This window comes from Paenibacillus xylaniclasticus (genome assembly GCF_004001065.1).
In the GTDB taxonomy this organism is placed as follows: Bacteria; Bacillota; Bacilli; order Paenibacillales; family Paenibacillaceae; genus Paenibacillus_T; species Paenibacillus_T xylaniclasticus.
Genome location: NZ_BIML01000004.1, coordinates 83000 through 106761, shown reverse-complemented (window position 1 = coordinate 106761; position 23762 = coordinate 83000). Strand labels below are relative to the sequence as shown.

At 54.8% G+C, this 23762-nt stretch carries 21 protein-coding genes and 1 other annotated feature; of the genes, 2 read left to right on the top strand and 19 right to left on the bottom strand.

What is annotated here, in order from left to right; translation table 11 throughout:
• Positions 1 to 5: 5 nt before the first annotated feature.
• Entirely contained in the window at positions 6 to 1295 is a 1290-nt protein-coding gene (gene tyrS, locus PXY01_RS05920) for a tyrosine--tRNA ligase (RefSeq protein WP_127568277.1), read from the bottom strand.
• Positions 1296 to 1389: 94 nt separating this feature from the next.
• Positions 1390 to 1615, bottom strand: a binding site (T-box leader).
• Positions 1616 to 1673: 58 nt separating this feature from the next.
• Positions 1674 to 3035 carry a DUF2515 domain-containing protein gene (locus PXY01_RS05910; protein WP_246027813.1) on the bottom strand — a complete coding sequence of 454 codons (1362 nt, stop codon included), beginning with the start codon at positions 3033 to 3035 and terminating at the stop codon, positions 1674 to 1676.
• Between the two features lie 222 nt (positions 3036 to 3257).
• Between PXY01_RS05910 and PXY01_RS05905 the strand changes: the two genes are divergently transcribed.
• On the top strand, positions 3258 to 3941 hold the full coding sequence (locus PXY01_RS05905) for an SOS response-associated peptidase (RefSeq protein WP_127568273.1): 684 nt from the start codon (positions 3258 to 3260) through the stop codon (positions 3939 to 3941).
• 198 nt (positions 3942 to 4139) lie between these two features.
• Here the strand turns inward: PXY01_RS05905 and PXY01_RS05900 are convergent, their stop codons facing one another.
• From PXY01_RS05900 to PXY01_RS05880, 5 genes are all read right to left on the bottom strand, one after another.
• Complete coding sequence (locus PXY01_RS05900; RefSeq protein WP_127568271.1) at positions 4140 to 4427, bottom strand: stage VI sporulation protein F; 288 nt, start codon at positions 4425 to 4427, stop codon at positions 4140 to 4142.
• Between the two features lie 97 nt (positions 4428 to 4524).
• Positions 4525 to 6573, bottom strand: coding sequence for an ATP-dependent DNA helicase RecG (recG, locus tag PXY01_RS05895; RefSeq protein WP_127568269.1), 2049 nt, complete (start codon positions 6571 to 6573; stop codon positions 4525 to 4527).
• Positions 6574 to 6578: 5 nt separating this feature from the next.
• A complete protein-coding gene (gene fakB / locus PXY01_RS05890) occupies positions 6579 to 7448 on the bottom strand; it encodes a DegV family protein (RefSeq protein ID WP_127568267.1) in 870 nt (289 codons plus the stop codon).
• Positions 7449 to 7469: 21 nt separating this feature from the next.
• Positions 7470 to 9257, bottom strand: coding sequence for a fatty acid kinase ATP-binding subunit FakA (fakA, locus tag PXY01_RS05885; RefSeq protein ID WP_507763284.1), 1788 nt, complete (start codon positions 9255 to 9257; stop codon positions 7470 to 7472).
• 19 nt (positions 9258 to 9276) lie between these two features.
• Positions 9277 to 9636: an Asp23/Gls24 family envelope stress response protein gene (locus tag PXY01_RS05880; RefSeq protein WP_127568265.1), complete on the bottom strand. Its 360-nt coding sequence runs from the start codon at positions 9634 to 9636 to the stop codon at positions 9277 to 9279.
• Between the two features lie 518 nt (positions 9637 to 10154).
• Here PXY01_RS05880 and rpmB point away from each other — a divergent pair.
• Positions 10155 to 10343, top strand: coding sequence for a 50S ribosomal protein L28 (rpmB, locus tag PXY01_RS05875; protein ID WP_127534156.1), 189 nt, complete (start codon positions 10155 to 10157; stop codon positions 10341 to 10343).
• Positions 10344 to 10675: 332 nt separating this feature from the next.
• Here the strand turns inward: rpmB and spoVM are convergent, their stop codons facing one another.
• The 12 genes from spoVM to coaBC form a co-directional block, all read right to left on the bottom strand.
• A complete protein-coding gene (gene spoVM / locus PXY01_RS05870; protein ID WP_010345573.1) occupies positions 10676 to 10756 on the bottom strand; it encodes a stage V sporulation protein SpoVM in 81 nt (26 codons plus the stop codon).
• Positions 10757 to 10912: 156 nt separating this feature from the next.
• Positions 10913 to 11209 (bottom strand): hypothetical protein, encoded by a 297-nt coding sequence (locus PXY01_RS05865; protein ID WP_127568263.1) that lies wholly within the window; start codon positions 11207 to 11209, stop codon positions 10913 to 10915.
• Positions 11210 to 11271: 62 nt separating this feature from the next.
• Positions 11272 to 11916 (bottom strand): ribulose-phosphate 3-epimerase, encoded by a 645-nt coding sequence (gene rpe / locus PXY01_RS05860; protein ID WP_127568261.1) that lies wholly within the window; start codon positions 11914 to 11916, stop codon positions 11272 to 11274.
• 4 nt (positions 11917 to 11920) lie between these two features.
• Positions 11921 to 12853, bottom strand: a complete 933-nt coding sequence (gene rsgA / locus PXY01_RS05855) for a ribosome small subunit-dependent GTPase A (RefSeq protein ID WP_127568259.1) — start codon at positions 12851 to 12853, stop codon at positions 11921 to 11923.
• Positions 12834 to 14984, bottom strand: coding sequence for a Stk1 family PASTA domain-containing Ser/Thr kinase (gene pknB, locus PXY01_RS05850; RefSeq protein ID WP_127568257.1), 2151 nt, complete (start codon positions 14982 to 14984; stop codon positions 12834 to 12836). Before pknB ends, rsgA begins: the two co-directional genes overlap by 20 nt.
• Before the next feature lie 5 nt (positions 14985 to 14989).
• Positions 14990 to 15814, bottom strand: coding sequence for a Stp1/IreP family PP2C-type Ser/Thr phosphatase (locus PXY01_RS05845; RefSeq protein WP_307719369.1), 825 nt, complete (start codon positions 15812 to 15814; stop codon positions 14990 to 14992).
• Positions 15753 to 16823, bottom strand: coding sequence for a dual-specificity RNA methyltransferase RlmN (gene rlmN / locus PXY01_RS05840; protein ID WP_127568255.1), 1071 nt, complete (start codon positions 16821 to 16823; stop codon positions 15753 to 15755). Before rlmN ends, PXY01_RS05845 begins: the two co-directional genes overlap by 62 nt.
• Positions 16824 to 16924: 101 nt before the next feature.
• A complete protein-coding gene (gene rsmB, locus PXY01_RS05835) occupies positions 16925 to 18517 on the bottom strand; it encodes a 16S rRNA (cytosine(967)-C(5))-methyltransferase RsmB (RefSeq protein ID WP_127568253.1) in 1593 nt (530 codons plus the stop codon).
• The gene (gene fmt, locus PXY01_RS05830; protein ID WP_127568251.1) at positions 18514 to 19461 is read right to left on the bottom strand and encodes a methionyl-tRNA formyltransferase; all 948 of its coding nucleotides are present in this window, start codon (positions 19459 to 19461) and stop codon (positions 18514 to 18516) included. Before fmt ends, rsmB begins: the two co-directional genes overlap by 4 nt.
• A 7-nt stretch (positions 19462 to 19468) precedes the next feature.
• Complete coding sequence (gene def / locus PXY01_RS05825; RefSeq protein WP_127568249.1) at positions 19469 to 19963, bottom strand: peptide deformylase; 495 nt, start codon at positions 19961 to 19963, stop codon at positions 19469 to 19471.
• A gap of 37 nt (positions 19964 to 20000) precedes the next feature.
• Positions 20001 to 22514, bottom strand: coding sequence for a primosomal protein N' (gene priA / locus PXY01_RS05820; protein WP_127568247.1), 2514 nt, complete (start codon positions 22512 to 22514; stop codon positions 20001 to 20003).
• Positions 22511 to 23734, bottom strand: coding sequence for a bifunctional phosphopantothenoylcysteine decarboxylase/phosphopantothenate--cysteine ligase CoaBC (gene coaBC, locus PXY01_RS05815; protein WP_127568245.1), 1224 nt, complete (start codon positions 23732 to 23734; stop codon positions 22511 to 22513). Before coaBC ends, priA begins: the two co-directional genes overlap by 4 nt.
• Between the last annotated feature and the right edge of the window lie 28 nt (positions 23735 to 23762).

The following is a 23762-nucleotide window of genomic DNA, read 5'->3' as shown; positions in this document are numbered from 1 at the left end:
TATTCCTACTGGAAGCTGACCAAGTAGTAATTTTTTTTGCCGCGGCGCAGGACGACGTACTTGCCGTGCAGGCGCTGCTCCTTGCTGACGATCGCTTCGAGGCTCGTCGTCTTCTCCCCGTTCACATACACAGCGCCGCTCTCGATGTCCTGACGCGCTTGCCGCTTGGACGGAGCCGCCTTCGCCGCCAGCAGCAGATCGATCAAGAGCGGCTCCTCGCCGGCAGCCTGCTCGACCGTAGGCATGCCCGCGAGCGCTTCGACGAGCTCCGCTTCGCTTAGCTTCGTCACGTCGCCAGAGAACAGCGCCTCTGTGATGCGCTCCGCGCTTGCGACCGCTTCATCGCCGTGCACAAGGCGCGTCACTTCGCGAGCAAGCTCACGCTGAGCTGCGCGTTTCTCCGGACGCTCGCGCAGCTCGACCTCCAGCTCTTCGATCCGCGCCCGGTCCAGGAACGTAAAATATTTCAGAAATTTAATGACATCATTGTCGTCTGTGTTAATCCAGAACTGATAGAACGTGTAAACCGACGTTTTCGTCGAATCGAGCCAGATCGCGCCAGATTCTGATTTGCCGAATTTTTTGCCGTCGCTTTTCGTAACGAGCGGCATCGTCATCCCGTATGCTTCGCCGCCGCCCAGTTTGCCAATTAAGTCGAGGCCTGCCGTAATGTTGCCCCACTGGTCGCTGCCGCCGATTTGAAGCGAGCAGCCCTGCTCTTGCTGCAGCTTGTAGAAGTCATACGCCTGCAAAATCATGTAGCTAAACTCGGTGAACGAAATGCCGTTCGCCAGCCGCGAGTCAACCGAGTCCTTCGCCAGCATGTAGTTAACCGTAAAATATTTGCCCACATCACGCAGGAACGAGATCGTGTCGAGCGATGACAGCCAATCGTAGTTGCTGACAAGCTTCGCTCCGCTGCCGTCCTCGTTGAAATCGAGAAAACGGGACAACTGGCGCTTCAGACTCTCCGTCCATTGCGCAACCGTATCTGCCGTATTAAGCGAACGCTCGGTGGAGCGGCCGCTTGGATCGCCGATCAGACCGGTACCGCCGCCGACGAGAGCAATCGGGCGATGCCCTGCCAGTTGGAACCGGCGCAGCATCAGAATCGGAAGAAGACTGCCGATGTGCAGGCTGTCCGCCGTCGGGTCGAAGCCGCAGTAGAGGACGATCGGCTCCTTGCTCAGCTTCTCTGCCAGCGCATCACGATTCGTAAACTGTTGAACAAGACCGCGATATTCGAGATCTTCAAGCAAATTAGACGCAAGTCCGGTTGCAGTTGGTTGTGTCATAACAAAAACTCTCCTTTGCACAATAAATGATGGGGATAAGCAGCGATTGCGAATACAAGGGCCCTCATAACAGAAAAGACCCGTCCTGTCAGCAGACAGGGACGAGTCATCGCGGTACCACCCTATATTGAACATGCGCACGCAGCATATTCCACTCTATCGGATAACGGCCGACAGCCGTCTTGCCCTTCCGTATGCACGGGTTCGGTTCAAGAAGCTCCGGGACGTAATTCGCGTCTGGTCGTGTACCGGCTTGCACCACCCGCCGGCTCTCTGCAACATCGATGACGGACGCTACTGATTCCCTTCGTTGCTTGTTCTTATTGTTCATTTTATACCATTGAATACGACCTCATGTCAATCCATCCGCTAATTTGATCATGACGTTTCGTCGTCTTCCGCTGCCAGAGCTCGATGCGAAGCAGCGGCTGCAAGCTCCAGCTTATCAAGCAGGAAACCGTATTCATTGGTCATTTCGAACGTAGAGGGAAGCGGTAATTGTGCAAAATAAGGCGCAACTGCAGCTGCGCCGACGAACCAATCACCAGGCTCCGGCGGATCACCAGGAGTATCCGGCCAAGCGGCGCTAAGCTCCGGACTATACGGCGGTACGGCTCCAGGCTTAAGCTGACCGCCTTTCAACCGCTCATTGTATGGCTTCTCGGGCAAACCATGCCGAATTCGAGTGAACAGCTGTGGCGCATAATCGGCACGGGAGCCGGTATGTCGGACAGTCGCAGCAAATGACCGGACACCTGCCGCGACGGCCGGTACGCCGAACAGCACCGCATACAAACGCTTGCCGAACTCAATTCGTTCACGCAAGCTGCTGAACCGTTCGATAATAAGACCGGCCAGCTTCATCTGACCCGGCTCCCGGCCGCGAGCATACGGCAGCAGCACCGCATTGAGCTGAAGCAGCGATTGCATCCCGAAAAACAGCGTGTCGATAACACGCTTGCGGTAAAAAGGATTCGCTACGACACGTTGCTCGATAAAATGCTGTTCATTAACGATCAAAGCAACGGTCAGGATGGCACTGTCGCGGCTTTGCCAGAACTGTTCCCATACCGGCAGCATGAAGCGGGTTACACCCAGTGCCGGAAGAAGATGAAATAGCGGACGGCGAAGCCGTACGCTATGCTCATACAGCAGCAGCTGTGGATACGCATCGCCGAAAATAAGTCGATTGGCCCGCTCAAGAAACCGAAACACGTCGGTTCGTTTGGATTCACTGAGCAGCCTCGGCAGCCACTCCCCCTTAAGATCGGTCATGTTCCAACCGCCATTGCGGGAGACAAGATGTGCCAGCAGCGCCCAATGCAGCTCAGGACACCGCTCATAAAGAGCATAATAAGCCGCTGTACGCGTCACATTGTTCCGGTTCAGCCGCAGCGTCTCCTCCTGAATATGAGCAATGAGCGCCCGATCCTCGTCGTTAAGACCGCTCGATGCCTTGTCGACGGACTGCGGCTGTACCGCAGGCTGAGCACGCTCCAGCTTTCTCCACTCCTTCACCAGCGCTGCCACAGCCGCTGTATCGATCGAAGGCACAGCAGCTTTGTCTGCCATCGCGTCGGAAGAAGCCATCGCCTTCCATTTGCCGGCGGCATATCGGGCCGCATATACAGCAGCCTCCACCGGAAGCCGCAGGACGCGAAGCAGGACGGCTGCTGCTGCAGCGCCAAGCCTTTTGACGCACGCAGCCTCAGGCTTCGATCCCATTACCTTATGAGCCACGCGCAGCCTCCCTTCTTGCAAGCTTTATATTTTTGCTTCAGCATACCTGTATGTATGTACTCTCCTGCACACGGAACGATCACGGGTCATCCATCTTATCGAGCGTTGCTGAACATCTTCAGTATCCGCCTGAATGGATGAAGCTAAACAGACTAGGGCGATGTATAATAGAAAAAGCAAAACGATGAATCGTTGACCAAAATCGGGAAATGGGGAATACAGATGTGCGGACGCTATACGCTCACGGTATCATTAGAAGAAATGATGCTCCGATTTATGATCGGCCAAACGTCGGTGCCATATCACCGTCCCAAATATAACGTCGCGCCAGGACAGCTTATATTAGCAATTGTGAGCGACGGACAGCAGAATCGGCTCGGTGAGCTGAAATGGGGACTTGTGCCGCCATGGGCGGACGATCCAAAGATCGGCAGCAAATTGCTGAATGCAAGGTCTGAAACCGCTGCGGACAAGCCCGCTTTTCGGGATGCGCTCCGCCGGAAGCGGTGTCTCGTGCCAGCAGACGGCTTTTACGAATGGCAGACGAGACCGGACGGGACGAAGCAGCCCATGCGCATCGTCATGAAGGACCGTAAGCCGTTCGCTATGGCAGGCCTGTATGAAACGTGGATCGCACCGGACGGCTCGAAGTTGCATACGTGCACCGTATTGACAACGACACCGAACGGACTAATGGCACCGATCCACAATCGAATGCCCGTACTGCTTCAACCTGAAGACGAGCCGTTGTGGCTGGATCGGAATATTCAGGAACCAAGCCAGTTGCAGCGGTTATTTAAGCCGTTTGATGAAGACCTGATGGAAGCGTACCCCGTATCACCCGCGGTCGGCAGCGTTCGCAACGATACGCCTTCACTCATCGAGCCGCTGGAAGCCGTACAGTAATAAATAAGTGCCTTCCGGCACCTATTATCCGCGCTCACGCCGCTCTCTCGCTCCGTAAGTGCCTTCCGGCACTTATTGGTTGTTCACTCCACTATCGCTGTACTCGCACCGCCGCTTGTCTGAACATCGAACAAAGGCGACCCGAAAGGGGCCGCCTATGGTCATCCTGCTCGGCGGCTTGCGCGTGTCCGGCACTGATTACCGAAACGTCGACCACAGCTTGAGCAGATGAAACGTATTGTTCGGATCGATTTTTTGACTGAGCACGAATGTAATAATTTGCTCTTCCTGCGTCTCTGTCAGCTTCTCCGACAGAATAGCGGAAGCCGACTTCACCAGCTTGCGCACTTTGGCACGATCCTGTAAGTCATATTTGGTAACAGTCGCAAGCATTTGCTTCATCCGGTCTTTAACGACCGGATTTTTCATTTTGAACTTCACTCTTTCGACTAAGTCCGGACGGATCCCATATTTCTGATAGCTCATGAGAAGCACCTCCACCTCCAGCAGGCAGCGCGGCGATCGACCCCGCAAGCGGCAATCGCTTATACATATGCCGAATGCCTCCGGAAGTTGCCTCCTATTAATCGAGCTGCTCCCCTTGAAACAACGGGTCCTGAAGCAAACGCTGACGCAAGGAAGCAAGCTCTGGTGCCGTCCAGAACTCCGCTCCGCCAGCCAGCTCCGCCGCATCCTCGCGGGCCTGCTCAAGCGTCTCGTAGTCAGCAACCATGTCCGCCAGCTTAAATTCCGGCATACCGCTTTGCTTCGTACCGAAGAAGTCACCTGGTCCGCGCAGGTCAAGATCACGTCTTGCCACCTCAAAGCCGTCGTCTGTCTCCGTCATCACCTTCATGCGCTCACGTCCGGTCTCCGACTTCGGATCTGCGACGAGCACGCAGTACGATTGATGCTCGCCGCGGCCAACGCGGCCGCGGAGCTGATGCAGCTGCGATAGTCCGAACCGCTCCGCATCGATAATGACCATAAGCGTCGCATTCGGCACGTCAACACCGACCTCGACGACAGTCGTTGCCACGAGCACCTGCGTCTCATTCGCGCCGAATGCTCGCATCGCTTCGTCCTTCTCAGACGCCGTCATCCGACCGTGCAACAGTCCAACCTTCAGCGAAGGCAGAGACATTGCAATCGTCGCATGCATGTCTATTGCGTTCTGTACATCCAGCTTCTCTGACTCCTCAATTAAAGGACAGATCACATACGCCTGGCGGCCCTGTGATACTTCTCGCTCGATAAAATCGAATACGCGATCCATAGCGGACGGCTTCGTCCAATACGTCTTGATCGCCTTGCGCCCTTTAGGCCGCTCCTTCAACGTCGACACGTCCATATCGCCGAACGCCGTAATGGCAAGCGTACGTGGAATCGGCGTTGCCGTCATTGTAAGCACATCCGGATTCCAGCCTTTACGCCGCAAAATACTCCGCTGATTCACGCCGAATCTGTGCTGCTCATCTGTCACAACAAGTCCAAGCGAACGAAACTGAACGTCATCCTGAATAAGGGCGTGCGTGCCGACTACAATATCAATCAGCCCCATCTGCAATCCAGCTAGAACATCACGACGTCTGCGAGAGGTTAAGCTGCCGGTCAGCAGTCCTACCTCTACGCCCGTCCCTTCGTACAGCCGCTGCAGCGAACGCATATGCTGCTCCGCCAATATTTCGGTCGGCACCATAAGCGCGCCCTGGTGTCCCGTCTTAACGACGGCATATAGCGCTGTCGCGGCCACAACGGTCTTACCCGAGCCGACATCGCCCTGCAGCAGACGGTTCATGCTGTGCTTTTGCCGCATATCCTGCGTAATCTCGTTAATAACCTTCTTCTGAGAATCCGTCAGCTCAAAAGGCAGTCTAGCCGCGAACTCGCGAATAACGGCGCTGTCCACCGGAAACGCCATCCCGTCACCGCGTTCACGATTAAGCGACCGATACGCCTGCAGCTTCAGCTGAAACCAGAACAGCTCCTCGTACACCAGCCTGCGGCGAGCTGTCAGACCTTCCGATGTACCGTTAGGATGATGAATCAGCTTCACGGCGCTGCGCCGAGGCATAAGCCGATGCTTGGCTATTAGCGGAGCGGGCAAATTCTCTTCGATCAAATCGCCGAATTGAACGAGAGCCTGTCCGATCGTCTTGCGCATCCACGGCTGTGTCAAACCGCCACCTACCGAATAGACAGGCTGAAGCGTTCCGGAGCGGACTTTACCCTTATCCGGAAATTCCGACTCCGACACCGTCAGCTGATGACGCTGTCCGTCCCATTTGCCAGTTAGCGTGATCTCACGGCCGAGCGTCAGCTGATCCTGTAGAAACGCGCGATTAAACCAAACCGCCGAGACAAGAAAACGATCGATTTCTACTTTACAGGTCAACCTATTTTTGGTACGGCCGAACCGCGCAAGCACCGGCATGCTGCGAATAACCCCTTGTACCGTTACCTTTTCCCCATCTTTGACTTCCGTCAAATCCCGCAGCCGATAATCCTCATACCGGAACGGATAATAGTCCAGCAAGTCAGCAACTGTACGTATGCCAAAGGCGTGAAGCTCGCCTTCCTTCTGCGCGCTCACGCCTTTCACTTGCCGGACCGATATTTGATCCAGCTTCATTCCTCTCACACCCTATGCACAAAAAGACCTACCGTACCGGGACCGGCATGAGTGCCGATAACCGGACCTAGCTCAAATACAAATTCCGTTACAATATTATACCGTTCCTTCATCATAGCGGACAAATCGTCTGCCAGATCTCGGCGCTGTGCATAAGCAATCGTCATAACGAGCGGCTCCTCGTTACTGAACGATTGACCGATTAGCTCAATAATGCGGCTCATCGCCTTCTTCTGACCCCGCACTTTATCGACCGAGGTGACGAAGCCGTCATCGTCTATCGCCAATATCGGCTTAATATTGAGCAGCGAGCCAAGCACCGCGGACGCCCGGCCAATCCGGCCGCCCTTCTGCAAATATTCCAACGTATCGACAAGGAAATAAATTTTCGTCTCAGCACGCAACCGCTCTATTTCCTGCAAAATCTCTTCCTTCGAGCAGCCCTTCTGTGCCATCTCTGCCGCTCTTCGGACGAGAACGCTGATACCGATGGAAGCCGACTTCGAGTCAATTACCGTAATATCAGGCTCTGAACCGTCAGCCGTCTCGACCATCGTGCTGCCGATGACGGCCGATTGATATGTACCGCTAAGCGATGCGGACAAATGAATGGATATAATAGATGCGTTCGGTGTCTCCGCCAATATACGCTCATATGTCTCCTTGAACGACAGCGTCGACGGCTGTGACGTCTTCGGCATCTGATCTGAAGCGGCAAGCTTAGAATAAAATTCATCCGGCCCGAGGGTCACGGAATCCAGAAACGATTCCTCTCCAAATATTACTTCAAGCGGCACCATCTCAATGCCTAAAGACTTGCGCAGATCAGCCGGCATATCGGCCGTACTGTCTGTCACAATTCGAATCGTAGACATACGCGGCTCCTCCTTCTCTTTCTACTCGATCGCGAACACGTATGGGTACAGCGGCTGTCCGCCCTCCAGCACCTCAAGTTCAACGCCCGGATGCTCGGTTTCGACCCATGCAGCAAGCTGCTGTGTCACGCTTTCATCAGAGTCTTCTCCTGTCAGTACCGTAATCAAATCGCCGCCCTGCTCGAGCATACTTCCGAGAAGTGTCCGGCACGCGTCTGCCATATCGGCCGTTGAGACAACAATCTCTTTCTCTTGAATGCCAATATAATCCCCTTCACGTATTGCAACGCCATCGATGGACGTATCGCGAACTGCTTGCGTAACTTGCCCGGAGCGGACCGATTCGGCAGCGCTCTTCATCAGCTCGATGTTACGTTCGATCGACTCCTCGTCGCGGAAAGCAAGAGCAGCAGCAAGTCCTTGCGGCACGGTCCGGGTCGGAATAATCGACACGCTGCGTTCCGACAGCTCAGCTGCTTGCTCCGCTGCCAAAATAATATTACCGTTATTCGGTAACAGGAAAATATGCTCCGCAGGAAGCGCCTCTATCGCCTTTACGAAATCTTCCGTGCTCGGATTCATCGTCTGGCCGCCTGACAGGACGATATCGACGTTGTTGTCAAGTAGAATGTCGGCAATCCCTTCTCCCAATGCGACGGCAATAATGCCGTATGGCGCTAGCTCGTGCACCTGCTCCGGTGATACCGTCTGCGGCACAATGCCTCCCGTCAGCACTTCGGCTGCTGCCAGAGAATCCGAATGCAGCAGCTCCTGCCCAGACTCCTCTTCGCCTTCGAGAAGATCGCGGTGCTGCTCGCGCATGTTCAAAATCCGAATATCGATCAACTCGCCATATGGCAGCGCCAGGTTAAGAACGTCACCCGGCTTGCGCGAATGAACATGTACTTTAATAATATCATCGCTCTCGATAATAATAATGGAGTCGCCATCTTTGGACAGCGCTTCCTTGAACCGTCCCTCATGGAAAATAGGAGCGGTGCGGGTAGCACGAGTCCGATCAATAAAAAACTCCATGTCGTACAGGAACTCTATATCCTCGGTAGAAAGCTTCGATTGCGCTGACGCTTGACGCCCGCTTGAGCTCGTCTGGCGCGCAGCATTAATCCGGTCTGCCATTCCGACGTCTTCCGGCAGCGCCGCTTCCGAAATGTTCGGCTCGTCAATTGGCGTCTCTGACGACAGTGCGCGTACGAATCCTTCGTAAATGTATACGAGACCTTGGCCTCCCGAATCGACGACGCCTACCTGCTTAAGCACCGGTAATTGATCTGGCGTCCGCTGCAGCGCCTCGTGCGCTTTCATGTGCACCTCGCGCATCAGCTCGTCCGCACTGCCAATGCGGCGGGCAATTTGAACAGCATGCTTGGCAGCTTCCCTTGCAACCGTTAGTATCGTACCCTCGACCGGTTTGACTACTGCCTTATATGCTAGATCGACGCCATGCTGCAGCGCTGCAGCCAATTGTACAGCGTCGGCCTGCTCAGCCGCTGCAAGCGACCGGGCGAACCCGCGGAACAGCTGAGACAGAATAACGCCGGAATTTCCGCGCGCTCCCATCAGCAGCCCCTTGGATAGTGCCTCAACTGCTTTGCCCAGATGCGGCGACGGCTTGCTCTGCAGCTCTTTCATACCGGATGCCATCGTTAAATTCATATTCGTTCCGGTATCGCCGTCCGGTACCGGGAACACATTCAAGGCATTTACTCGCTCCGCATTACGATGCAAATGCTCAGCCCCGGCTGCTGCCATACGGATAAAATCGTTCCCATTAATTATACGCTTGCTCAACAAAAATTCCCCTTCCCGCCTACTTAAGTACCCTGACACCTTGCACAAATATATGAACCTGGTCTACTTCAAGACCGATCACTTCATTCAACACATATCGTACCTTTGTTTGAATATTATGCGCGACTTCGGATATTTTGGTGCCGTAGCTTACAATAATATGCAGATCGATGTGAATACGATCATTCTCATGTCTAACCTCGACCCCGCGTGATAAATTGTCCCGGCCGAGCAGCTCCGCAATTCCGTCCTTCAACTGCTTGCGGGAGGCCATTCCAATAAGACCATAGCATTCCAGCGCCGCAGAACCTGCAAGAACCGCTATGCATTCATCCGTTATCAACACTTGGCCAAGCTCAGTGCTAAGCTGCAATGACATGGAAACTCGCTCCTTTTTCTTATGTAACGCTTTGTGGACTTTTTCAACCATTGTACTATAAACTGTGTCGATTATGAAGAAAAACGGCGGCATCGTCCATATCCAATGATGAAAACGCATCCAAATAAGAACAGAGCTCTGCCCTAACAACAGACAAATGGTTCGCAGTCATATTCGATTGCAGCTACTATACAGCGATATGATCCCACATTCGTTCATGAAACGAGGTAAAGATCATGATACCGACATTTTACACCGAATATCGACAATTTGCTATACAAACATGTCCGAAAGCCGAGCCTGAGACCCTCGAAAGTGTTAGGTACAGGACTAGACAAAGAAAAGTCAGATGTGATACGATAATCAAGTATGTTTATATGCGCTTCTTCTCGGAAGCCAGATTTGATGAAACGTATGACCAGCGACATTCCAGCGGATGCTTTCTATGCTGCTAGGCTCCGCAAGTGAGCGGATTTTACGTAAGCCGTATGCTCCGCACCGATTAAGGAGGTGTATCCATGTCTCGCAAATGTGCAATTACGGGTAAAGCGCCAAGCACGGGCAACCATGTTTCCCACGCAAACAACAAGAACCGTCGTTCTTGGGGCGTTAACGTACAGAAAGTGCGTATCCTCGTCGACGGCAAACCGAAACGCGTATGGGTTAGCGCCCGCGCGCTGAAATCGGGTAAAGTAACCCGCGTATAATAAGGCCGGCCTATCGGCCGTACTTACCGGAAGACCGCGTCCTAAGGCGCGGTCTTTTTGTCGTACAGGGCAAGAAAATGATCGGATCTCGGCGATCAAGCGGCCATCCAATCGCACAAGCTGTCATGTCTTTCAACCTGCAATACAAAATGCCTGCATTCCATTCTCGCCAAGGAATACAGGCAGTCTTTATGATATCGATCGTATTCATGATGTTACAAGAAACCGGATGCGCATGCGGCGCAAGAGGGTATGCTCCCAAGTTGGCGCGTCCGGAACACCCCCTCATCGCCATAGTTCCACGATCGTACTATCGCCCGGCACAGCAGCAGTCAGTTTTTTTGGAACGTATTTAAGATGGCCTTGACGAAACCGCCCAAAAACTTCGGCAGCTTGATCGTGTAAAATTTCATGCCCCATCCCTCCTCAAACGCGCTCATCGGATGATCGACGCCTCAATACGCACACTAAGTGGCAGGAACCTCGATTCTTCGCGGAACCATCGTTCATGTAACCATACTATGCATAAGCAAGTCGTCCTATTCCAGCGCGCAAGAGACGCAAAAGGCCTAACTGGCTGCAGGCATTGGGTTGTCGCGCAGGTAAGTAACCATCGTAATAATGGTCGTAAGCAGCAAATACCAAATGATTGAAATTACGACGAACCAGACCCGAGGCTTAATCCGATCCACACGACCAAAGACACGCAGACCGATAATAAAAGCGAGCAATGAGAAAACAAAATGAATTGGGCCTTTAACCGTGGCGAACAAAGCCAGACAGAGACCGCATAAAAAGCTGAACAGTGTAATAAACAAGACGGTACGAGTCTTGCTTTCCTCGTCCAAATCCTTTAATTCCTTCATAATCCCGTAGCCTCCTTGTCCTAGACGAAAAGCCGGCATTAAGCCGGCTGCAAACATACAGCTTATCGGAGCGACGCAACCGCCGCAGTACGATCCGCAGCACCGTATACATAATTACCTGCCACCAGCACATTGGCCCCGGCCTCGCGTACAAACGGTGCGGTTTCTGCGTTAATGCCGCCATCGACTTGTACGTGCATATCGTGAAGCCCGCGTTCCTGCAGCATACTGCGGAGCTGCCGGAGGCGATTAACGGATTGCGGTATAAACTTCTGACCGCCGAAGCCCGGGTTAACGGTCATAATAAGCACAAGGTCCAGATCCTCAAGCACTGGCTCGACGGCGGACAGCGGTGTACCTGGATTAAGAGCTACGCCGGCAGGCAGTCCCAGCTCCTTAATCTGATGAACGACGCGATGCAGATGGACGCAAGCTTCGGCATGAACCGTAATGCGGTCCGCTCCAGCCTTGGCGAATGCTTCCAAATACTGCTCAGGCCGCTCAATCATCAGATGCACGTCGAACGGCAGCTTCGTATAAGAACGAACCGACTCGATGACGATTGGACCGAACGTCATATTCGGCACGAAATGTCCATCCATGACGTCAATATGAATCCAATCCCCTCCGGCTCTCTCAGCAGATTGAATATCTTCCCCCAGCTTCGAGAAATCTGCCGATAAAATCGACGGCGCTATAATTGTCATACGTTTAGTACCTCCGCTTCTTCTCTCTCATCTCTTCCATGAACAATACATAATTCGCATGCCGACCGGCATCGATGCTGCCATCTGCTACTGCCTGAAGCACTGCGCAGCCAGGCTCATGCACATGTGTGCAGCCTCTAAACTTACACGATGGTGCAAGCTCCCGCATCTCCCGGAAGCAGTAGCCGAGATCCTCGATGCCAAGCTCTGCGAAGTCTAGCTGGCTGAAGCCCGGCGTATCCGCAACAAAGCTGCCGCCGCCAAGATCGATCAGCTCAACGTGACGGGTTGTATGCTTGCCCCGTCCAAGCCGGTCACTAATTTCGTTCGTTTCCAGCGTAAGGCCAGGCACAAGCGCATTGAGCAGCGATGACTTGCCAACACCGGACTGACCGGCGAACACCGACAGCCGTCCGCGGAGCCGTTCTTTAAGCTTATCGCAGCCCTCATGGCGGCGGGAGCTTGTCTCGAACACCTCATAGCCCATCGGCTCGTACACCGTCTTGACACGGCGCAGCGCTTCGCGCGCCGAATCGCCGGCCGGACCTTCCGTCTGTGCAAGATCACTCTTACTGAGGCAGATCACTGTATCGAGCCCCGCATGCTCAATATGTACGAGAAACTTGTCAAGCAGGACGAAGCTGAGCTCGGGCTCGGTAACAGAAAAAACAAGCACTGCCAGCTCAACGTTCGCCACAGGCGGCCGAATCAGCTCTGTAAGGCGGGGCGCGATTTCTTCCACCGCACCCTCGCCGTTATCCGTTAACGTATATCCGACACGGTCGCCGACAAGCGGCGATTGGCCCCGTTTCTTAAATATACCGCGCGCTCTGCACTGCACCGTCTCTGCATGAGGATCAGCAGGACGAACATAATAGTAGCCTGCCAGCGCTTTAACAATCGTACCTTGCAAATAATTATTGTTGAAGTTCGCCATCTGATTGGTTTTCCTCGCTTCCGGAGCCCGTTTCGGCATCGGTCGTTGCAGCGTCTGCCGGTGTGTCCTCCGTGCTTTCTGTCTGCTGCTCTGTTACAGGCGGCTCGTCTTGGCCAGGAATTTGCTGTTCACCTGACTCTGCCCCGCTGTCATACGTAATCGAGAATGAATTGACCAGCTGATTGTCTCGGAACACCGTAATCGTTGCATCCTGATTCGGTGACACAATGACGTTGAAGGAGAACCGCTGTGTATCTTTTATTTTTTTCTTGCCCCACTCTATATTCTCACCGGTTGCGTCAGAGTAAACAATTCGAATCTCACTGGTCGTTCCAGCTTGTGCTGGAGAGATTAACAGGCTGACCGGCTTCTTGCGTGCATCCGGCGGCAGCCCCGAGCTGACCGTAATCGAAACCTCGGCTCCCTTGCCTACCTGTTCGCCTTCTTGATAAGGGAATTGTCCGATTACTACACCTTCCGGTTCATAGCTTGGCTCTCGGACAATGTTTGCGTCCGACAGCTTCAGCCCCTTCTGACTAAGAAGCACCTTCGCCTCCGCTTCCTTCTTCCCGATCAGTCCCGGCATTTCAACCGTTTCTTGCCCTTTGCTCACTTTGAAGCTAACCGTGACCGTCTTCGGATCAAACTGCTCATTCGGCAGCGGCGACTGCGAGATAATCGTCCCTGCTTCTTGGTCGCTGAATACGGCGTCGTTCTTAATCCGCGAGCTATCAACACCGAGCGCAATAAGCTGCTCGCTCGCCGAGTTAAACGATTGTCCCAAATAATCGGTCATCGTCTCCAGCTCAGCGCCTTGGCTGACATACAGCCGTATAAGTGCGCCTTCCTTCACCTTCATATTCGCCTTGGTCTGATCATACACGTAGCCGGCTTGGAATTCCGGATTGTACTCGCGAATAATCGGCTGCTCGACGAGCAGACCGGCGTCTTCGATCGCCTTAACCGCTTCCTGCTCACTCATATTCACAACATATGGGACTTGAACCTCAGGAACATCAAAGCTGTTGGAGATCGCCCTAACACTGAAATAAAGCCCAGCAATAATGACCAGCGTCACGATAATCATCGGCGTCGGACGCTTCCACCATACGTTCTTCTTCTTGGGCTCGTCCTCCCATTCAACCGACTGCGTCTTCGCCGTTCCTGCAGCAGACGAAGCACGATCCTGTGATACGCGTTCCTCCGACGCGGCACGGACAGCGGCTGCGCTCTGCCGAATAGCCGGCATGACGCGCGTCGCATCCATATCATCCGAGATGTTAGCGAATGTCACTTTCGGCTCATGGAGCCGTTCAGGCGACAAGCAGTCTTCAAGGTCGCGGAGCATTTCCCCAGCGGATGAATACCGCTCGTTCGGATTTTTACGCATGGCGCGCAAAATGATGTTCTCAACGCTTTGCGGAATATGCGGATTAATCGCCCGCGGCTCGATGAATGACTCCTGCAAATGTTTAAGTGCTACGCTGATCGGACTTTCACCGTGAAAAGGCAGCTTGCCCGTAAGCATTTGATACAAAACGATACCAAGTGAATATAAATCCGATTTCTCGCCTGTCGGTGTCCCTTTCGCATGCTCCGGAGAAAAATAATGAACGGAGCCTACGACGGAGCCCGTCTGCGTAATTGTCGACGCCGTAACGGCCCGCGCGATGCCGAAGTCGGTTACTTTAACTCTACCATTCTTACCGATTAAGATGTTATGAGGCTTAATATCACGATGAATAATTTGATTCTGATGCGCGTTCTCGAGCGCGTCGCAAATTTGTGCTGCGATATGTACAGCCTCTTCAGTCTGCAGCGGCGCCCTTTCGTGAATAATTTCATTCAGATTGCTGCCTTCAACATATTCCATAACGATATAATGTACTTCGTCTTCTTGTCCGACATCGTATATACTGACGACATTCGGATGTGAGAGCGATGCGGCTGATTGTGCCTCGCGCCGGAATCGCCGGATAAATTCTTCGTCGTGAACGAATTGCTGACGCAGCACTTTGACTGCTACTTTCCGGTTCAGCAATACGTCATGCGCCTTATAGACGAGCGCCATGCCGCCGCCGCCAATCCGGGATATGATTTCGTAGCGTCCTCCAAGTTCATGTCCGATCATATCCGTCACTCCTCCCGTTTCTGTCCGGCGTCGCCTTGCAAGAGGACGACTGTAATATTATCATCGCCGCCTGCCTGGAGCGCCAGCTGAACGAGACGTTCTGCCTTGCCGTCAAGATCGATCGTCTCGGTCTGCAGCGTCATCAGCATTTGTTCATGGCTCACCATATCGGTCAGCCCGTCGCTGCACAGCAGCAAAATATCTGCAGCCTGCAGCGGGTATACCGATACGTCAGCCTCCACCGCCGGGTCAGTACCGACGGCGCGCATAATGACGTTACGACGCGGATGCACGGCTGCTTCCTCAGCCGTAATTTGTCCAGATTTCAACAGCTCATTCACCAGCGTATGATCGTCGGTGAGCTGAACTAAACCGCCCGCGCCAAATTGATAGATCCGGCTGTCGCCCACATGAGCGACTATAGCCCTACTATTATCTACAACGGCGATAATGACCGTTGTTCCCATATTACTATAACGTTCATTGCGTGAGGCCGTATCGTATACGGCCTCATTCGCTTTCTTGATCGCTTCGCGCAGCAGCGTCTCGCACTCTTGCTCTGACATGCCTGGCGTAATGACACGGAGCGAATCGCGAAGGGAATCGACTGTCATCCGACTCGCAACCTCTCCTGCCAGATGCCCGCCCATGCCGTCGGCTACAACAGCTACCACTACTCCACCTTCAAGCTGCTCCACCCAATAGCTATCCTCGTTAACTTGTCGGACGCGTCCGATATCCGTCCGATTAGCCGTAATCAAATCCGGATCACCTCGCCGTGGATTCCATATGCTTCGCTCGCAGCTGGCCGCAAGCGGCCGCAATATCATGCCCTTGCTCCCTGCGAATCGTCGCATTAATTTTGTTCCTCTCGAGAATGCGCTGGAATTCAAAAATATCGTCGCGCGGCGTGCGCACGTAATTGCGCTCCGGCACATGGTTAACCGGAATTAGATTCACATGGCACAGCATGCCCTGCAGCACCGAAGCCAGCTCCTCCGCATGCTCCGGACGGTCATTCACGCCGCCTATGAGCGCATATTCGAACGTAACCCTGCGGCCCGTCTTCGCAATATAATAACGAAGCGCCTCCATGACATCATTGAACGGAAAGCGCCGGTTAACCGGCATCAGCTTCGAACGAAGCGCATCGTTCGGCGCGTGAATCGAGATCGCAAGATTAATCTGCGTATTCTCGTCTGCAAACCGGTAGATGTTCGGCACGATACCGCTCGTTGATACTGTAATATGCCGCTGACCGATATTCAGCCCTTTCTCATGAATCATAATACGTAGAAAATTCATCGTCGGCTCATAGTTTTCAAACGGTTCTCCCGTTCCCATAATGACGATGCTCGATACGCGCTCATTCGTCTTGTCCAGAAGCTGCTGAGCCCAGACGACTTGCGCAACGATCTCGCCGGCAGTCAAATTCCGTTTCAGGCCGCCGAGCGTCGAGGCGCAGAACGTACAGCCGACACGGCAGCCGACCTGCGTCGTAACGCAGATGCTGTTGCCGTAATTATGACGCATAATAACGGTCTCGATCGCATGATTGTCATGCAGGCCGAACAGAAACTTGACCGTTCCATCCTTCGATTCGAACCGTGTAATTTCCGACAGCGTTACGAACGCGAATTGATCGTTCAGCTTTGCTCGAAGCCCCTTCGGCAAATTCGACATCTCGTCGAAGCTGCGTACTCTTTTGACGTATAGCCAATCAAATAATTGACCAGCGCGAAAAGCGGGCTCGCCGTTATCCTTCATCCACTGCTGCAGTTCCTCAAGCGTATAGTCATATATGAAAGGCTTTTCCGGCAGTACGATTTGTTTGGCCATCTCGTTTATCACACCTAAGTCTTAAAATAAGGCGGACGCGATTCTCCGCATCCGCTGTCGTATAGTTTACCACAAACGCCTAAGCCAGACTACAGGCACACCTACGGCCGTCTATTGAGCGTTGCGATATAGAAACCGTCGCTGCCATTATGGTTAGGCAGAAGCTGCACCGCGCCGGTGAACGATTTCTCCGTTATCGCTCCGCTTTCCCGCAGTGCCATAAGCAGCTCATTCGGCCATTGGACGTCGAGCTCATATTCGGGATGACGTGTCAAAAACCGCTCGATCTGCAGCTCGTTCTCTTCGCGTTCGATCGTGCAGGTGCTGTAAACGAGCCTTCCCCCGGGCTTCACAAGCCCGCAAACAGACTCGAGCAGCCGCTGTTGAATCGAAGCGATATTGACTATATCCTCTTCGTTCTTCGTCCATTTAATTTCCGGCTTACGCGCAATGACGCCGAAGCCAGAGCATGGCGCATCCAGCAGGACGAGATCGAATGAAGCCGGAGCAAACCGTTTGCTAAGCTCGGCAGCGTCGCCTGTCACCGCCTCGACGGACGACAGCCCGAGCCTCTTTGCTTGCTGCTCGATGAGCGCTTGCTTATGCGGATGTACGTCGTTGGCAATGACGCGCCCTTTGTCGCCCATCAGCTCGGCTAGATGCGTCGTCTTGCCTCCCGGCGCTGCACAGCAATCGAGCACGGTCATGCCTGGCTGCGGCCGCGCTGCGGCTGCAACGAGCATCGAGCTCTCATCCTGTATCGTCCATTTGCCGTCACGGAAGCCAATCGTATCGGCCAAGCTGCCGCCGCGCCGGGCGACGACGCCGTCCGGCGACAGCTTTGAGCATTCCGCCTCGATGCCGGATTCGGCCAGCTCAGCGATAGCCTGTTCCCGCGTCGTGCGCAGCCTGTTGACGCGAATGCTTGCGCGCGGCGGCTCATTGCCCGCCGCGCAGATGCTCTCCGTCGCCGCTTCGCCATAGGCGGCGATCCATCGCGCGACCAGCCATTCGGGATACGAATGGCGGAGCGCGATGCGCCGTACCGGCGCGATGCCCGGCTGCGAGGCAGCCGCTTCGGGCGCAAGCTCAGCTTTACGGCGGAGCAGATTGCGCAGCATACCGTTCACCATGCCGGATATGCCGGCATGACCGCGGCGCTTCGCAATCGCTACCGCCTCGTTCACAGCAGCATGCGCAGGGACGCGGGTAAGGAACAGCAGCTGATAAGCGCTCAGCCGCAGCAGCTGCAGCACCCACGGCTCCAGCTTGGCCAACCCTTTGGCAGCCAGCTCTGACAGCGCGTAGTCGATCGACAGCTTGCGCTGTATCGTGCCGTACACAAGTTCCGTTGCCAGTCCCGCATCCGGGCGCGATAGCTCAGCATGCTGCAATGCGGCGCTTAGTGCAAGATTGCTGAACGCCCCTTCCTTCTCCACCTTCACTAGTACATCCAGCGCGACCTCGCGTGCCGTCAATTGGCGGCGCTTTGGGCGCTGTCCGCCGGTAGAAGAAGGCTTATTCGACTTTCCGCCGTTTACGCTGCGTCTTGTCCCGCCGGTACTTGCACCCGGCTTAGTACCTACATGCTGATGCCGTTCAACATTCGCTCTTTCTCCGGCCTGCTTGTTATGGCCCCGGTTCGGCTGATTCGTGGAACCACTGGACTTGCTGCCGCTCGCCTGCCGGTTCATTCGGCGCCTCCGCCGAATACGGTTCCGCGTTCAAGCCGAGCACCCTTCAGCCAGTCGGCAGCAGCCATCGCTTTCTTGCCAGCCGGCTGAATCTCAAGCAGACGAAGGGTACCCGCTCCCGTCTGTACGACGATGCCTTCCGCATCTGCGGACAATACGGCGCCTGGCGGCAGTGAACCAGCACCAGAAGCTGAATCCACTTCACATCGCCACACCTTGAACGGCTCGCCGTTCCAAAGCGTGAACGCGCCGGCCATCGGCGACAAGCCTCGAACCTGATCGTACAGCTGGCGTGCGCTTTTGGACCAATCGATCCGTTCATCTTCCCGTGACAAATTCGGCGCATACGTCGCTTCGTCATGATCTTGCGGTGTCCGCGATGCGGTGCCGTTCTCTATAGAAGGAAGCGTCTTGCCTAGCAGCTCCGCACCAGCTTCGCTCAGCTTCGCAAACAGCGTGCCCGACGTATCTGTATCCTCGATTGGTACTTCGACCCGGCTAATCATATCTCCGGTGTCAAGCCCTTCCGCCATATACATAATTGTTACGCCCGTCACCTTCTCGCCATTGATGATCGCCCGCTGAATCGGTGCACCGCCCCGATATTTCGGCAACAAAGAGCCATGCACGTTAATGCAGCCAAGCCGCGGCGTGTTCAACACCGCGCGCGGCAAAATTTGACCGTATGCGGCTGTAACAATCAAATCCGGCTGAAGCGACTCGACTAGCGCAGCAGCCTCCTCGCTGCGCATCCGCTCAGGCTGGTAAACCGGAATGCCTAAGCGAAGTGCCGCTTCCTTCACAGGAGGCGGCGTCAGCTCGCGCTTACGTCCTTTGGGCCGGTCAGGCTGTGTGATGACTGCCGTAACCTCGTAGCCATCCGCCAAAATACGCTCAAGCGATGGGACCGCAAAATCAGGCGTTCCCATGAATACGATTTTCATCAATTGCTCACTCTCCGTCCTTGCGCCGGCGGGACTGCTGCGAAATGTCGTATACACTCTCAGCAATATCCGTGAACAATACGCCGTTCAGATGATCAATCTCATGCTGGAACGCACGAGCGAGAAAGCCTGACGCTTCGAGCTCGAACGGATTGCCGTTGCGGTCCTGACCTGCCACCTTAATGCGGTCCGCACGCTTAACATCGCCGTTCAAATTTGGAATGCTGAGGCAGCCCTCCGGTCCGACTTGCTCTCCCTCGCTGGACACGATGACCGGATTGACCATCTCGATCAATCCATGCTCCTCGTCGCCGATATCAACCACGATAACCCGCTTCGAAATGCCGACCTGCGGCGCGGCCAAGCCGACGCCCTCCGCGTCATACATCGTCTCTGCCATATCCTTCAGAAGCTTATGCAGGTTAGGTGTAAATTTTGTTACCTCCTTCGCAACCTCACGCAATACAGGATCCGGATCTTTCACAATAATACGAATAGCCATGTTAAGGTTCCTTCTTTCTAGGTGATTTAACGATCATTTATAAAATCATATGAGGATCGACGTCAATACCGAACTGTACGCCTCTGCCTTCTGAACCCGTCATAAATGGACGGATCGTCTCCTGCAGCAGAGCTGTCGCGTCAACGTTACCCCGATATTTTATCATACATTGAAAACGGTAGCGATCTTTCATCCGCGCGATCGGCGACGCCACAGGCCCAAGCACGTCGAGCGCCCGCGGACCGCTCATACCATCCACTCGTCCTAATACGCCGGCTGCATCGGCCGCATCGCGCAGACGCTGGGCAAGCCTCTCACCGACATCCGTCAGCAACGGTAACTGCTCATGCGACATCGTAATGAGAATAAGGCGGCAGTATGGCGGGTATCCCATTGCTCTCCGGTGCGACAGCTCCTCACGGACGAACGATTCATAATTATGGTGCTGCGCCGTCTGAATTGCATAATGCTCCGGCGCATATGACTGGATGACAACCTCGCCTGGCAGCTCATGCCTGCCTGCTCTACCCGCCACCTGCGTCAGCAGCTGGAACGTCCGCTCGGCCGAACGGAAATCGGGAAGATGGAGCGACGTGTCCGCAGCAATGACGCCAACCAGCGTAACATAAGGAAAGTCTAGCCCTTTGGCAACCATCTGTGTTCCAAGCAGCACGTCCGCCTTCCGCTCCCCGAACAGCTTAAGCCATTTCTCGTGGGAGCCCTTCTCCGTTGTCGTATCAACATCCATCCGAATAACCCGAATGCCGGGAAACAGCTTCGCCAGCTCTTCCTCAACGCGCTGCGTTCCCGTTCCGAAGAAGCGAATATGCTCGCTTTCGCATGATGGACACTTGGATGGCGCGCCTTCCGAATGGCCGCAATAATGACAGCGTAGAAGTCGCGTCTTCTGATGATAGGTGAGCGAAATATCGCAGTGCGGGCATGTCGCGGTATATCCGCACGAGCGGCACATCACGAAGGTCGAGTAGCCGCGGCGGTTAAGCAGCAGCACCGATTGCTCGCCCCGTTCCAGGCGCTCGGCCAGCGCAGCATGCAGCCTACGGCTGAACATCGATCGGTTGCCTGCCGCAAGCTCCTGCCGCATGTCAACGACCTCGACAGGCGGCATTGGGCGACCCGCTACCCGATCCGGCATCACCAGCAGCGAGGGCGCTGTCGCGGCGGATGAACGGACGGCTGTAGCGGCCGCATAAGATTCGAGCGACGGGGTAGCTGAACCAAGCACGACGGCTGCGCCATGCTGCTTTGCACGCTTCACCGCGACGTCGCGGGCATGATACTTCGGGCTTTCCTCCTGCTTGTAGCTCGATTCATGCTCCTCATCAATAATAATAAGCCCAATCGATTCGAAAGGTGCAAAAATAGCCGACCGGGCGCCGACAGCGACCTGAGCCCGGCGCTCGCGAATTTTGCGCCATTCATCATAGCGCTCTCCATGTGACAGGCGGCTATGGAGAACGGCGACCGCATCGCCGAAGCGGCCTTTGAACCGCTCAACCATTTGCGGGGTGAGGGAAATCTCCGGAACAAGCACGATCACTTGTCTATCTAGATCGAGACAGCGCTGGATCGCCTGCAGATACACTTCCGTCTTCCCGCTGCCGGTTACACCGTGAAGCAGGAACGGCTTCGATTCCCGCGCGTCGACGGCTGCTACGATATGAGACAGCACATTCGCTTGGCCTTCTGTAAGCGGCAGCGGCTCCGTCCGCTTGAACGACCGGCCTGAGAACGGGTCCCGCTCCTTCTCCATCTCTCGCACCGTTAGCCAGCCTTTGTCGGCAACCGCCCTTACCGTACTTGCTGTCGAACCGGTATCGGCAAGCAGCTGCTGCATCGGGACGGGAATGTTGAGCTGAAGCATGTGGGCGAGAATTTCCCGCTGCTTCACGGAACGAGCCGGCCACTGAGCCAGCGCCTGCTCTGCCGCCGCCCGGTCTTCCGGCGGAAATACAGTCAGCACTCTCCGGATACCGACCTTATTTTTAATCGCCACCTGCTCTTCAAGCAGTCCAATCCGTATAGCAGCCTTCACATATTCGCCGGCGCCTGGAAACCGATCGCGCAGCGAATCGAGCTTCACGGCGTCGCTCTTCTTCAGCCATTCCCGCATTCCATCCGGCAGGAGCACCGCGTTAGCCGCTGCCGGCTCACTCGCTTCGAACGAATGATTCCATCTAACGTACCGCTCCGCCTTCCCCTTCAACGCAGCCGGGAGCATCGCCTGCAGCGCCGCAATCAGCGTACAGCAGTATTTGTCGCTTAGCCAACCGGCCAGCTCAATCAAGTCAGGCCGCAGCGGCGGAAGCGGATCGAGTAGCTCCGCGATCGGCTTCAGACGTGAAGGATCAACTTCAACCTCATCCAGGCTTGCCAGCTCAATAACGAAGCCCTGCAGCACCCGGCCTCCGAACGGTACGCCGACACGGCTGCCCGCTTCAATCCATCCCTGCAGCTCGCCTGGCACCTCATAATCGAATGGTCGATCTGTCTGGCGGCTCGGTACGTCTACGATGACACGCGCGATCATCGACCGGCCTCCCTATCCTCTCTATCGGCCATCCGCTGCGCGGCGAGTATCAACATCCGGCGGGCAGCTTCCCGCTTGGACATCATTGGCAGCGCTTCGATAAGTCCCGATTGGTCATAGAGTCGAATAATATTCGTATCTCGATTAAAGCCTGCCCCTTCTTCGCTTACATCGTTAGCCGCCAGCATATCACAATGCTTGCGCTTCAGCTTGTCCATCGCATAATGATCTAAGTTACCCGTCTCGGCTGCGAAACCGATCAAGAACTGCTTAGTCTTCCGTTCACCGAGCGTCTGCAAAATATCAGTCGTCTTCTCCAGCTCCAGCATAAGACGATCGCCTGATTTTTTAATTTTGGACGATGCGCGCACAATTGGGCGATAATCGGCAACAGCCGCTGCTTTCACGACGAGATCCGACGACTCGAACCGCTCCAGTACAGCCTCGAGCATATCCTGAGCCGATTCGGCACGCACAATAGCAACACCGCTTGGCGGCGCAGCGCTCGTCCGAGCTGCGACGACCGTCACTTCAGCACCGAAATCACGCGCCGCTTCCGCAAGCGCGAAGCCCATCTTGCCTGACGAATCGTTCGTTAAATAACGGACCGGATCGAGACGCTCGACCGTTCCACCTGCCGTAATGAGCACCCTCTTGCCCATCAGCGGCTTATTCGCGTCCTCAGCCAATATGTCATTCACCGCAGCAACGATCGTTTCCGGCTCCGCCAGTCTCCCCTTCGCGACATAGCCGCAGGCGAGCTGGCCCGTCTCCGGCTCGATAAACATAACGGAGCGCTCCGCCAGCACTTGAAGATTATGTACGACAGCAGGATGGTTATACATGTGAACATTCATCGCGGGTGCAATGACGACCTGGCAGGTCGCTGCCAGCAGAGTCGTACTCAACATGTCATCTGCAATACCGGTCGCCAACTTCGCAATCGTATTCGCCGTCGCCGGCGCGACGATAATCAGATCGGCCTTATCGGCCAAATCAATATGGGATACGACTGACGGGTCCCGCTCGTCGAATGTATCCGTATAGACCGGATTGCGAGACAGCGTCTGCAGCGTAAGCGGCGTAATAAACTTGCATGCACCTTCAGTCATGATGACATGAACGTCAAAGCCCGCCTGAACGAGCTTACTGCACAGCACTGCACCTTTGTAAGCGGCTATTCCGCCAGTAATTCCGAGAACAATCGTCTTCCTTCTCATACGATCATCACTCCTCTAGAAACAAAAA